Origin of the sequence: Psychrobacter sp. MES7-P7E (assembly GCF_002863645.1) — a bacterium.
Classification (GTDB): domain Bacteria; phylum Pseudomonadota; class Gammaproteobacteria; order Pseudomonadales; family Moraxellaceae; genus Psychrobacter.
Genome location: NZ_PJBU01000075.1, coordinates 41,102 through 54,630 on the forward strand (window position 1 = coordinate 41,102; position 13,529 = coordinate 54,630).

Consider the following 13,529-nt stretch of genomic DNA (forward strand, 5'->3'; position numbering starts at 1 on the left):
ATAATCAACCTTCACCAAATCGCAGTACTATTAATAGCGAACCAGATAAAGCGCCAATGCCTGAGCAGCTATCTACCACAAAAAAGCAACGCTTGAACCCTATCTGGCAAGCACGACTCAATCGCTTTCGTCAAAATAGACTTGGGGTGATATCGCTGTTTGTTTTCGCAGTGATATTTGTTATTTGTATGGCAGCTAACGTCATTGCCAATGACAAACCTTTACTGGTTCAATATCAAGGCGATTATTACTTTCCGGTATTAAAGGCCTATCCTGAAACGACGTTTGGTGGTGTATTTGAGACCGAAACCAATTATAAAGACCCTGCAGTGCAGTCGCTGATTGATGAGCAAGGGTTTTATATAATGCCGCCTATTCCGTTTGCCGACCAGACGCCCAACGTCGAGCTTGGTCTGCCTTATCCAGCAGCACCCAATGCTCAGAACTGGCTTGGTACTGATGATATGGGACGTGATGTGCTGGCACGGATACTTTATGGTATGCGAGTGTCGTTACTGTTTGGTCTGGCCTTGACGCTTGCGGGTGCACTGATTGGGATTATCGTCGGTGCGGTACAAGGTTATTATGGCGGCTGGGTAGATCTGGCAGGGCAGCGATTTATGGAAGTATGGGGCGGTATGCCTCAGCTGTTTATGATTATTATTTTGGTCAGTCTGTTTAGTCCCAGCATTATTATGCTGTTCGCCATGATGCTACTGTTCGGTTGGATGGGTTTGGTCGGTTTGGTACGGGCAGAGTTTTTGCGAGCCCGTAACTTTGACTATGTGCGAGCTGCACGCAATTTAGGTGTTTCGGACAGCCAAATCATGCTTAGACATATCTTACCCAATGCGTTAGCTTCTAGTTTGTCGCAGTTGCCATTTATTCTAACGGCCAATATTATCGCTTTGACTGCGCTGGATTTCTTGGGATATGGATTGCCACCTGGCTCGCCGTCTCTTGGTGAGCTAATGGTACAAGGGAAGAACAACCTTGATGCACCTTGGCTTGCCTTGTCAGGATTCTTTAGTTTGACCTTTATTTTGTCATTGCTCATCTTCGTCGGCGAAGCGCTGCGTGATGCATTTGATCCGAGGCGTTCTTAATATGACTAAAAATATTGTCGCCACTAAGCACAGCAATGCGCCAAATGAAAGTCTTCATCGTGCACAAGATAAGCTCATGCTAACTGTAGATAGATTAACTATCACGACGACTACAGGCATCCAGTTGGTCGATGCGCTGTCTTATGAGTTAAGACAAGGGCAAACCTTGGCCATCGTTGGTGAGTCAGGCTCTGGCAAGTCAATTGCCAGTCTTGCGCTACTAGGGCTGTTACCAGATAGCCTCACCGTTACTGGTGAGGTGCGGCTTGCAAGTACAACAGGCATGTCGACCTTGTCCATAGCGAATGATAAGGCGCGTAATGCCGCATTACGTGCTATTCGTGGACAGCGTATCGGTATGGTATTTCAAGAACCAATGACCGCACTAAATCCGTTGCATACGGTCGCCAAACAAATCGCTGAATCGTTGCGTCTAGTTGGCGTGCCTAAGAAGCAATGGCAAGAAACCAGCATTGCTTTGCTAAATGATGTCAATATTACAGATCCTGCTGACAAGTTGAACCGTTACCCACATGAGTTATCAGGCGGTCAGCGTCAGCGAGTAATGATTGCGATGGCATTGGCTCAGCAGCCTGATATTTTAATTGCTGATGAGCCAACGACTGCGCTCGATGTTACCTTGCAACATGAGATTTTAGCGCTACTAGATGATCTCAAAAGCAAGCACAATATGGCGATGATATTAATCAGTCATGATCTCAATTTGGTCAGGCGCTATAGTGATGAGGTCATCGTTATGCGCCAAGGTCAAACCATCGAACAGGGTCAAACGTCAGCGGTATTTGATCAGCCTAAAGCTGATTATACCCGCACACTTATCAAGCAAGACTTTGGGCAAGCATTAACCATAGAAGACGATAACGCAGATAAACAATCAATCGTATTAGAAGTGACGCGTCTTAACGTACAGTTCCCAATTGAAAAAGGTCTGCTTGGAGGTACCAAGCGCTGGTTCGATGCGGTCAAAGATGTCGATATGACGCTACAAAAAGGCCAAGCATTGGGTATCGTCGGTGAGTCTGGCTCTGGAAAAACCACCATTGCGCTGGGGCTTAGCCAACTACTGAGCAACCAAGCACGTGTGAATGGGCAGATAGTGGTCAATGGTCAAGATATCTCAGTATTGTCCAAAAAAGCACTACGTAATTTCCGCTCGCAAATTCAGATGGTATTTCAAGATCCATTTGCCAGTATTAATCCGCGTATGACAGTCATGCAAATCGTTGAAGAGGGATTGCTAGTACAAGGCGTGGATAAAGTCGCCCGTCAGCAAGCGGTGCTAGATAGTCTTGCTACGGTACATTTGCCTTTAGCATTTGCGCAGCGTTATCCTCATGAGCTGTCAGGTGGTCAGCGTCAACGCGTGGCGCTGGCGCGTGCCCTCATTATGAAACCAAGCTTACTTATATTGGATGAGCCGACCTCTGCGCTCGACAGTACCACACAGGTCACAGTAGTTAGTTTATTACGTGAAATACAAGAAAGACTAGAAATCAGTTATGTCTTTATTAGTCATGATCTCAAGGTAGTACGTGCACTGTGTCAGCATATCATGGTGTTAAAACAAGGCACTTGCGTAGAATCTGGACGTACCGAAGATCTCTTTAATCATCCACAACATACTTACACTCAGCAATTATTAAGGGCAAGTACTGACTAGTTTAAACGACTTACTGTAGCCACTTAGATTGATCAATCAAACTAAGCGACTAAAATAAGCGGCTTGGTATAAAATTGACACATCACAGTTCATAATAATAGCGACATAACGAAAAAAGCAGTGGTACAATAATTTTAGAGAGCTGCCCATTTTATAATGCTGTGATGCGTATCTTTATACATTCTGGCGCTCGTAAATTAGTAATATTTAACTGGCTGGCAAAAACGGTCTTTAACGGTCTTTATTGCAGTTAAAACCATCATTAAAAAGGATTTTTGTGCTCATGAAAACACAAAACAGTATTACTAAATTGGTAAAGAACAACAGTTTGCAGCATGCTGGTTATTTGGCTGTGGCTAAGACTCGGGCAAAGGTATTAAAAGCAGTATCTTATGTGATACCTATCAGAAGACCGATGTTATTCGTTGGCGAGACTGCCTGTGACGAGCTATGCGATATGCTTATCAATGAAGGCAATACCAATGTGTTTATTGTCACGGATGCAGTGCTCAACAAACTGGGCATACCAGCAAAAGTTACCGATTATCTAGATGCGAAAAATATCAGTTACCACATCTATGACGGTGTTACGCCAGATCCTACTTTTAAAGTAGTTGAAGAAGGACTACGTCAGTCTATAGAGGCCAATTGTGACTCTATCGTAGCCATTGGTGGCGGCTCAGTGATCGATGCGGCCAAAATGATAGCAATGTCTCAAGGCAATAAGTGCAAGCCAAAGCAGCTAATCGGTATTCTTAAAGCAAGAAAGCCTGCAACGCCGCTATACTGCGTACCAACGACAGCTGGCACGGGTTCAGAAGCGACACTTGGTGCAGTAGTGTCTGATGACAAAACGCATCAAAAAGCATTGTCTATCGACCCAAGAATGGTACCACTAGCCGCTGCGATTGACCCAGTTATTATGAAAGGCATGCCAGCCCATATAACAGCAGATACTGGTATTGATGTATTGACCCATGCCTTAGAAGCATGGATGAGTGCCAATGCCAGCGTAGAGACAGATTACTATGCAGCCTCTGCCGTAAAATCTGTCATGCATTATCTACTACTAGCTTATAAAGACGGTGGCAATTTAAAAGCAAGAGAAGAGATGGGTATCGCTGCTCATTATGGCGGGATAGCCTTTAACAAAGCAGGTTTGGGTTATGTGCATGCTATCGCGCATCAGTTAGGCGCTTACTATAGTATTCCTCATGGTCGTGCCAACGCCATCGTGTTGCCTTATGTGCTCGACGTCAATCGCAAAGCGAGCAAAAAAAGACTGGCTGCATTGGCGAAAAGAACCGGTATGGTACAGGATGGTCAAGCAGCCAATGGCGATAGTGAGATAGCAGATCACCTTATCACCCAAGTTAGAGACTTGATTGCAGATCTAAATATTGACCCGACTGTCAATGGTATGCAAACTAGCGACTTTGATGAGATTGCAAAGGCAGCTGCAAAAGAGGTCAGCGATACTTATGCCGTGCCAACCTATCTGTCAGCAACTGAAATCAAAGAAATTCTAATGAAGATTAAGCAGGCAAGTGACGAACGTGCTGATAAAGATAGCCAAAAATCTTCATAATCCTATGCTTACATTGATAACCTTACGATAAATAAAAGCCCATTACTTTTTTAAGAATGGGCTTTTTTAATGCATTGAGATAACAAAGCTTTCGTCTTATTTCTATAGTTAACTCATACTAAAATATATAATCGTTATCAAACAACCGTTTAATTTATCTTGTGATTAGGGCGTGTCCTCATTTTAAAAATGGTGATAAAAATAAGATAAATTGCAGTCAAACAAGGAAAATAGCGCAGATAATATCGAGATATTAGTCAGCTATTTGACACCATTTGACAAGATTTAGCCATTTTTAACCCATTTAGATGACTATCGATTGAATTGAGGACACGCTCTAAACCCAGTTGATAAAAAATATCTTAATAAACTGTAAATATATTACAGTATAGGAATGTTTCAGTGATACAAAAGCGTTAGGATATCTAAAGGACATTACGCTTAGGAGATTTTTATGAATCGAATATTACCATCTAGAATTATAGGGTTAGTTATCATAGCGAGTAGTGCGATTTACGCAGGCTGCGCATCAACTGAAAACAGCTCTACTGTAAAGAACACAACTGCCGCTAACCCATATGCACCGACTACGCCAGGATTGGCAGTAGCCACAGTAGCGGGCGGATGTTTCTGGTGTGTTGAAGCAGGTTATGAAAAAATCCCTGGCGTGGTAGAAGTCGTGTCTGGCTATACGGGTGGAACCGCTGAAAACCCAACCTACAAGCAGGTGTCAGCAGGTGGTACTGGGCATACAGAAGCGGCGCAGGTGTATTATGATCCTAAGAAGATTACTTACAACGGCATAGTACAGGCGCTATGGAGAATCGCTGATCCTACTGATGATAAAGGGCAGTATGTTGATCGCGGCACACAGTACCGTCCAGCAATTTTTTATAATAATGCGCAAGAAAAGCAAATCGCAGAAGCGGCCAAGCAATCACTGCAAGCCTCTGGTGTGTATGCCAATCCAGTAGTGATTGAGATTGTTCCTGCTAGCACTTTTTATCCTGCTGAAGAGTATCATCAAGATTATTATAAAAAGAACCCGATACGCTATAAAGCTTATACCTTCAATTCTGGTCGCTATCAATTTATCGAGAGTGTCTATGGTAAAAACTATGAGCTTGATTTTAGTAAGTTTACGCCCGAAGCAGATAGCACACAGCAAGTGACGTCAAATAACACAGCGGATAACAAAGTAAGTAAAGGTTTTAACCCAGATACATTCGTAAAACCTTCACAAAATGCGCTAAAGAACTCCCTTAGTGACATTCAGTACAAAGTCACCCAAAAAGAGGGTACTGAGCGCGCCTTTGATAATGAGTATTGGGATAACAAAGAGCCTGGATTATATGTAGACGTCGTATCTGGCGAGCCACTGTATTCTTCGCGTGATAAATATAAATCTGGTACGGGTTGGCCGAGTTTTACTCGCCCATTGGATACGAGCTTAGTGGTTGAAAAGCCAGATCGAGGGATATTTGGAACCCGTACTGAAATTCGTAGCCGTTACGCGGACTCACATGTGGGCCATGTATTTGATGATGGTCCAGCACCGACAGGCAAGCGCTATTGCATGAACTCAGCAGCACTTCGCTTTATTCCGCTTGCGGATATGGAAGCTGAAGGTTATGGCAATTGGGTAGATGATGTAAAACCAATTGGTTAGTACTATTTTTCCATCACTCAGTCAAATAAAAAGGACGCATCATATGCGTCCTTTTTATTTGGTTGTTATTCACAACAGCCTAATCAATTAACAGCGACTTAAAACGCTGGTTGACGTTTAGGTACCGCACCCAAAAATTCATTACGGGCTTGATTGTTGTGTTGATATTCACCAAGCATCGCGGTACTACGCGTGGTTGAATGTTGTTTGCTAACACCGCGCATCATCATACACATATGCGAGGCATCCATGACGACTGCTACACCGCGGCAGCCAGTAACATCCATAATGGTCTGCGCAATCTGCTCACTTAGGTTTTCTTGTATTTGCAAACGACGGGCAAACATATCGACGATACGGGCAAATTTTGACAGTCCCAGTACTTGGCCGTCAGGTAAGTAGCCGATATGAGCGACACCATGGAACGGTAGCATATGATGCTCACACAGTGAATAAAACTCAATGTTCTGTACCAGTACCAGCTCGCGATTGGCTGATGGAAACACAGCATCATTGACCACTTCATCTATACTTTGATGATAGCCTTGGGTCAGATGGGCAAAAGCTTTTGCAGCACGTACAGGCGTATCTAGCAAACCCGGACGATCTAAGTCTTCGCCAGTTGAAGCAATCAGTTGGCGATAAGATTCGGTACTTTCTTTATAATCTGGGGTTATTATTGGGGTGTTACTCATAAGTTTGGCAGCCATCCAAAATGTGGGTGTAGCTTAACGTTGAATCCTATCATGTCAGGATTCTTATAAAATTGTGCAAGCTGGGAAGGGCTGTGATTATACTCGAAATCTGCTGAACTTCATACTGCTGTAGCAAGCAGTTGAGTGTTTAATCTGTTCAGAGTCGTCAGACAAATCAATAGGGTCATAACTATAACGGTGTATACCGTTTAGAACGTTTATATAAAGACCGTTATGGATGGCAGATATCTGATTGGTTTACTAAATGAGAGGTTAATACAACGTTAATGAGAGTCGACAAGTACAGTTTACGACTGTTTACTTAAACTAATTCGTGTATAATAAGTCATCTTTTGATTTGCATCATTTCATGACGCGTCACTTTCTGATTACTCTAAATAAACCTATACTCTAAATCATCTCGATTGATTCAAAAGGAAATCTTATGCTATTGCAAGGACAACGATTTGTCGTAACTGGCATCGCAAGTAAACTCTCTATCGCTTGGGCTATTGCAGAAGCGCTACACCGCGAAGGCGCCTCACTGATCCTGACTTATCCGAATGATAAAATCAAAAAGCGTGTGGACATGGCTGCCGAACAGTTCGAAGCGGATTTGGTGCTAGAGTGTGATGTCGCCTCTGATGAGTCGATTGCTGCTTGTTTTGAGCAAGTAACCGCGCATTGGGGTGATGGTATTGATGGTGTGGTACACGCCATTGGTTTTGCCCCAATGGATCAGCTCGATGGTGACTTTGTCAATGCTACCACGCGTGAAGGCAGCCACATAGCACATGATATTTCTAGCTACAGCTTTGTGGCATTGGCAAAAGCAGCTCGTGAGTTGCTTGCAATGCGTCATGGTTCTATGCTGACATTAACTTATGAAGGCAGTATCTCAGTATTGCCAAACTACAATGTCATGGGTATGGCAAAAGCCAGTTTAGAAGCCAGTGTTCGTTATTTAGCAACGTCTATGGGCGGTGAAGGTATCCGTGTTAATGCGATATCTGCAGGTCCTATCCGCACGCTAGCGGCTAGTGGTATCAAATCTTTCCGTAAAATGCTCGATATCAGCGAAAAAATTGCGCCATTACAACGCAATATCACACAGACAGAAGTAGGTAACGCTGCGTTATTCTTATTGTCGCCGTGGGCATCTGGTATCACAGGTGAGATTATGTTCGTTGATGCGGGTTTCAATACAGTTGCTATCAGCGAGCAGTTGATGATGCTTGATGAACCAGCACAGTAATTGTTATAGATGATTCGTTTGATAATAGAAAAGACAGCCAATTGGCTGTCTTTTCTAGTTATACTATGAGTCTTTTTGGCTACGTGCTTTTTTAGCAATGCGGCTTTTTAGCTACGTGCCTTTGGACGAGGGATATGATAACCAAGTTACCAAAGTGGATACTATGGGGCGGGGCAGTATTGGCATTTAGTGCTGGTTGCGTGAATACGACGGCGTTAATGGGGTTTGCCAATTTATCAGTGTCGCACGTCACGGGCAATGTGAGTTTGTTTGCAGCGGCAATCGCTCATTCAGACGCGCGTAGTATTTTATATATTGGTACCTTGTTGCTGTCCTTTTTGGTAGGGGCTATACTAAGCGGCTTTGTCATTGGACAGACATCATTGAAACTCGGTCGTCGTTATGGACGAGCGCTATATCTAGAAGCAGCACTACTGTTGGTGAGTTATTGGTTATATCAGCAGCATGACTATCTCGGACAATTGGCAGCAGCGATGGCCTGCGGATTACAAAACGCGATGGTAGCCACTTATAGTGGAGCAGTTATTCGCACAACTCATTTGACAGGACTGACATCCGATATGGGTGCAGCAATCGGTAACTGGCTTGCGGGTCGCTCCATTAGTAAGCCGACATTGGGCTTTCAAGCCATTATTTGGTATTGCTTCTGCGGTGGCAGTACAGTGGGGGCTTTTTTGTTTGCCAAAGTTAGCTATGATGCGCTGCTTGTACCCATCGCAATCGTTCTAACAGCAGCATTTATATATAACTATGTCTCAGATCATCTGCCAGAGGTGAGAGAAACAAAACTAAAAAAGCGCTCATCATCATGACAAGCGCTTCTTATTTTTGCTGTTAATACTAGATAACTGGCTTTATCTGCCGTTCTGCCATCTTTTATTTTGCGCCTTCTTCTTTATGATCTTCGTGCTCATGCATCCCTTGCATCATATCGAGCATAGAGTCGTCAGTACGTTGTTGATCTTCTTTGGCCAGACTATCTTGATTGATGTCTTTTGGCGCCATTTTTGTGGTTGCATCGGTTTTATTTGCATCTGTCATAGTGTCATTCCTCTTGTTTTTATTGATGATTATCTATCTAACCCTAAAATTATGTGGTATCGGTTTTTACTTGTATAGCCCCAAATGATGAATGTTTGAATGCTTTATGTAATTTTTATCAACCAAGGCGTCCATTCAAAGCAGTGAGAACAAAGTAGTGAGAGAGCTACTATTGAAAAATCTCACAAAGTCGAGAGGTGATTATCATTAACGAATCAAACAGATATCCTAAAAAAACAAAATTAATCAAAATGTATTCATATATAAGTTATTCTGATATGATATTTTCGCGCGTAATGTTCGCTATATGAATATCATGATGTCTTATAATAAGTGTATGTTGCAATAATTTTGACTTCATACTCACTTTGGATGCGATAAGGATAATTTATGTCAGAGAAAAAGCTGGATAGCCATATTCCTGATGATGGTAACGAGTATTTATTTACGGATACATTCCCAAAGGGAACGGGAAAAGGATTGATCGTGGTCGCCATTGCGGCAATCATTAGTTTTATTATTTATAGTGTATTGCCATTTGAGGTCAGTGCTAACAAAGGGCTAGCAATGCTGTTTTTTATCGGCGTGCTATGGCTCACTGAGGCGATACACGTCACAATCACTGCGATCTTGGTGGTTGTGGTTGGGACATTAATTGGCATTCCTGATTTTAATGCTGAAGTCGGTCTGCAAAGCTTTGCTAGTCCCATTATTTATCTCTTCTTTGGTGGTTTTGCCTTGGCGGCCGCGTTACATGTACAAAAGCTTGATAGAAAGATTGCGCTAAAAATTCTATCGTTGTCGGGCGGCAAGCTCAGTACAGCAGTATTTTTGATATTTGGTGTGACGGCATTCTTGTCCATGTGGATATCGAATACAGCGACAACGGCAATGATGCTCCCATTGGCACTCGGTATTTTAACGCAAGTTGATAGTAAAGAAGATCGCGGTACTTTTGTGTTTGTACTGCTTGGTATTGCTTATTCAGCAAGTTTGGGTGGTTTGGGCACGATTGTCGGCTCGCCACCAAATGCCATTGCTGCAAAAGCATTGGATATCGCATTTGTTGATTGGATGAAGTTTGGTATCCCAATGATGCTGATACTATTACCAGTACTGTTGGGTGCGATGTATTTGTATCTAAAGCCGAACCTAAACCGTACTATGCAGCTAGAGCAAGATGAAATCATTCCTTGGACCAAAACCCGCCTATTAACAATTACTGTTTTCATTGTCACGGCAGCTAGCTGGATGTTGTCTAAACAAATTGGGGCTGCAGTTGGTATCGAAGATACAGATGCCGTTGTCGCGTTGCTTGCAGCAGTGGCGGTCGTGAGCTTGGGTCTAGTTTCTTGGAAACAGGTATCAGACAACACGGATTGGGGCGTGCTCATGTTATTTGGTGGCGGTATTGCGCTATCAAATATCTTAAAAGTATCAGGTGCGTCATTAGTGTTAGGCGAGACGGTTGCTAATGGCTTACAAACAGCACCACTATTGGTGGTGATGCTTGCAATCTCAGCCTTTATTATTTTCTTAACAGAGTTTGCATCAAATACGGCTTCAGCCGCGCTCTTAGTACCTGTGTTTGTGGCAATTGCCGAGCATATGGGTATACCGAGTGAGGTCTTAGTACTTATTATTGGTATCGGTGCGTCTTGTGCCTTTATGCTACCAGTTGCCACGCCGCCGAATGCTATTGTGTTTGGTACAGGTTTGATCAAGCAAACAGAGATGATACGTACAGGTGTCATCCTTAATATTATCTCTACTATCATCATTGGGTGTTGGGCATACTTTTTCTTATTATAGTTAAATAGCTCATGTAGACACAGTCATATGTACAAATGCTAAAAACCCCGATGTTTAAGTGATTCTTAAACGTCGGGTTTTTTATGGCTTATCATACGAGATAACGGTATAGAATGTTTATTATTAACGTCATCTTATTGAATGGATTTGATCACATGACACAGTATTTATTAAAAGCAATTAGTCTAATAGTACTAGGCGCAATTGCCGTGGTAATGGTATTTATAGCAAAATACTGGGCACCTGATCGTACCATCGCTGAGCTAAAAAAATGGCAACTACCCAACAGCGAATTTATAAACATACAAGGTATGCAAGCGCATGTATCGCAGTCAGCTAATTGTCATGTAAATCGTGGCAATACAGCTGAAAAAGATCAACCTGAAACAATCGTTTTATTGCATGGTACATCGGCAAGTTTGCATACATGGGAGGGCTGGACCAAGGCGCTGTCTGATCAATACTGTGTCGTGAGCATGGATTTGCCAGGGTTTGGTTTTACAGGTCCTTATGTGGACGAGAGCACACAATATAGCAGCGAAAATTATGCGGCGTTTGTTATTGAAGTACTCAATCATTTGAAGCTGGACCGTGTCACGCTAGCCGGTAATTCATTAGGAGGCAAGGTAGCGTGGCGCACCGCCGCTTTGTATCCTGAGCGTGTCGATCGGTTAATATTAGTAGACTCAGTTGGTTATCCAGCAACGCCAAAACATATTCCTATTGGTTTTAAAATTGCTAAATATCCAATGATGTCACCAATTTTAAATCGTATCCTACCCAGAAATATTGTTGAGAAAAGCGTTTTAAGCGTGTATGCCGATGACAGTAAAGTCGATGAGGAGTTGATTAATAGATACTATGAATTGACCTTGCGCCAAGGTAATCGGCAAGCACTAAGTCGTCGCCTAAATGAGACTGATGATGACAGTGACCAAGCGCAGATAAAGCAGCTCGACATACCGACTTTGATCTTATGGGGTGCAAAAGATGACCTTATTCCTGTAGAAAACGCCGCGTTATTTCATAGAGATATACGTAATAGTCAGCTTAAGATATTTGATAACTTAGGTCATGTACCGCACGAAGAAGATCCGTTAGCAACCATTGACGTTGTAAAGCAGTTTTTGATTAGTGAGTCAGGAAATGGATAACTTAGAAAAGAAACAAATAACAACCATCGCTGCGATTTCAGATATTCATAGTAATGTCTACGCTCTTGAAGCTGTGCTTGCCGATATAAGATATCGAGATGTTGATCAGATTGTCAATCTTGGTGATATTTTGTACGGGCCAATAGCGCCTTATGCTACCTATGAGCTATTAATAGCAAATCGAGATGATATTATTACTATTAGAGGCAATCAGGATAGGCAGATTTATGAAGCCACTACGGCAGAAATTGCTAATAATCCAACCATGGGTTTTATTATCAAAGATCTCTCTAAAGAAGCGATTGAATGGATGCGGTCTTTGCCATTTGATTTTCATGTCAGTGAGGATGTATACCTCTGCCACGGTTCGCCGACCGATGACATGATATATTTACTAGAGGATATCGAAACGGGTCAACCAATAGTGCGTAATGATGCGACTATATTGGCGTTACTTGATGGTATTGATAATGATATTATCTTATGTGGTCATACACACATCCCGCGAACAGTAGTACTGTCGTCAGGACAAACTATTGTGAATAGTGGTAGCGTTGGCTATCCAGCTTACGAAGATGATTTGCCTATTATTCATAAGATGCAAACTTATTCGCCTCATGCTAATTATGCTCTTATCAAGTGTATTGAGACTCAACAAGGTAAACATTGGCAAACTGAGCATGTCAAAGTGGCTTATAACCATGAAGCAGCAGCAAATATGGCTCTAAGAAACGGACGTGAAGATTGGGCATTTGCATTGAAGACGGGTAGAGTAGTTCCAGTATGACAGTACTTAAAAACATTCTATCCTAGCACTAACAGCATTACCTTTAGATTAACTATGGATTTTGATTTAATAGAGATTACGTAAAATGGTAACACTATATATGGTTCAACTGGGCGGTCGTCCTAAAGGCCGTCTGATTGAGCAACACGATATTTTCTTTGGCGCAGCCAGCCAGGTGAGTGACTTGATAGGAGATATCAATGAGCATTGGCCTGAAGTAAAAAATAAATGGCATATTGATTCATATCGAGCAGTTACTAAAGTGGGTAGTTATGCCATCAAGTTAATTGAACCAAGTCAGCAAATAACGGCTGCTGCTGACTTAAAGTTATTCTTTATCAATCTAGGTGGCTATCAGCAGGGCAGTTTTGAAGAATTCCATTATAAGCTACTCATCGTTGCACCTAACCAAGCTGACGCGATCAAACAAGCGAAGAACAGTGATTTTTATAAGCAATTTACTTTTAAAGATGAAACATCACCTTTTGACGCTGCCTCACATATCGATGATAAGTTTGCAGTAGATATAGATGACATATATAACGTAAATGATCTTCTCTCAAATGTTCGACTTTCGATTGAGCCTATCAGTGATATAGATGAGCTGAATGCTTGCGAAGACAAAGAATATGTTGGCTATCTAAGCATCAAGAATTTAAAGAAATTGGCGCTATAATAGGTTCATCTAAATTTTATAAAAGTAACCCAATACATGCTTGA

At 42.3% G+C, this 13,529-nt stretch carries 12 protein-coding genes; 10 read left to right on the forward strand and 2 right to left on the reverse strand.

Going from position 1 to position 13,529, the window contains the following annotated elements; translation table 11 throughout:
• The first annotated feature begins 56 nt into the window (after positions 1-56).
• The 4 genes from CXF62_RS04025 to msrB all read left to right on the forward strand — a co-directional run bounded on the left by CXF62_RS04025 (position 57) and on the right by msrB (position 6,044).
• Positions 57-1,106, forward strand: coding sequence for an ABC transporter permease (locus tag CXF62_RS04025; RefSeq protein ID WP_102093033.1), 1,050 nt, complete (start codon positions 57-59; stop codon positions 1,104-1,106).
• Position 1,107: 1 nt separating this feature from the next.
• Entirely contained in the window at positions 1,108-2,787 is a 1,680-nt protein-coding gene (locus tag CXF62_RS04030; protein WP_228153158.1) for an ABC transporter ATP-binding protein, read from the forward strand.
• Between the two features lie 283 nt (positions 2,788-3,070).
• Entirely contained in the window at positions 3,071-4,375 is a 1,305-nt protein-coding gene (locus CXF62_RS04035) for an iron-containing alcohol dehydrogenase (protein ID WP_102093014.1), read from the forward strand.
• Between the two features lie 454 nt (positions 4,376-4,829).
• On the forward strand, positions 4,830-6,044 hold the full coding sequence (msrB, locus tag CXF62_RS04040; RefSeq protein ID WP_102093015.1) for a peptide-methionine (R)-S-oxide reductase MsrB: 1,215 nt from the start codon (positions 4,830-4,832) through the stop codon (positions 6,042-6,044).
• A 98-nt stretch (positions 6,045-6,142) separates the two neighbouring features.
• Here msrB and folE read toward each other — a convergent pair whose 3' ends face one another.
• Positions 6,143-6,739 carry a GTP cyclohydrolase I FolE gene (gene folE, locus CXF62_RS04045; protein ID WP_185156591.1) on the reverse strand — a complete coding sequence of 199 codons (597 nt, stop codon included), beginning with the start codon at positions 6,737-6,739 and terminating at the stop codon, positions 6,143-6,145.
• A gap of 445 nt (positions 6,740-7,184) precedes the next feature.
• Between folE and CXF62_RS04050 the strand changes: the two genes are divergently transcribed.
• Positions 7,185-7,994 carry an enoyl-ACP reductase FabI gene (locus CXF62_RS04050; protein ID WP_102093016.1) on the forward strand — a complete coding sequence of 270 codons (810 nt, stop codon included), beginning with the start codon at positions 7,185-7,187 and terminating at the stop codon, positions 7,992-7,994.
• Between the two features lie 134 nt (positions 7,995-8,128).
• Positions 8,129-8,827: a YoaK family protein gene (locus tag CXF62_RS04055; protein WP_102093017.1), complete on the forward strand. Its 699-nt coding sequence runs from the start codon at positions 8,129-8,131 to the stop codon at positions 8,825-8,827.
• A gap of 64 nt (positions 8,828-8,891) precedes the next feature.
• On the opposite strand, the gene CXF62_RS14675 is transcribed toward CXF62_RS04055, so the two are convergent.
• Positions 8,892-9,056, reverse strand: a complete 165-nt coding sequence (locus CXF62_RS14675; RefSeq protein WP_185156592.1) for a hypothetical protein — start codon at positions 9,054-9,056, stop codon at positions 8,892-8,894.
• Between the two features lie 390 nt (positions 9,057-9,446).
• Between CXF62_RS14675 and CXF62_RS04060 the strand changes: the two genes are divergently transcribed.
• From CXF62_RS04060 to CXF62_RS04075, 4 genes are all read left to right on the forward strand, one after another.
• Positions 9,447-10,868: an SLC13 family permease gene (locus CXF62_RS04060; RefSeq protein WP_102093018.1), complete on the forward strand. Its 1,422-nt coding sequence runs from the start codon at positions 9,447-9,449 to the stop codon at positions 10,866-10,868.
• 155 nt (positions 10,869-11,023) lie between these two features.
• Positions 11,024-12,022: an alpha/beta fold hydrolase gene (locus CXF62_RS04065; protein WP_102093034.1), complete on the forward strand. Its 999-nt coding sequence runs from the start codon at positions 11,024-11,026 to the stop codon at positions 12,020-12,022.
• A complete protein-coding gene (locus CXF62_RS04070) occupies positions 12,015-12,809 on the forward strand; it encodes a metallophosphoesterase family protein (RefSeq protein WP_102093019.1) in 795 nt (264 codons plus the stop codon). Before CXF62_RS04065 ends, CXF62_RS04070 begins: the two co-directional genes overlap by 8 nt.
• 85 nt (positions 12,810-12,894) lie before the next feature.
• Positions 12,895-13,485: a DUF1543 domain-containing protein gene (locus CXF62_RS04075; protein WP_102093020.1), complete on the forward strand. Its 591-nt coding sequence runs from the start codon at positions 12,895-12,897 to the stop codon at positions 13,483-13,485.
• The last annotated feature ends 44 nt before the right edge of the window (positions 13,486-13,529 follow it).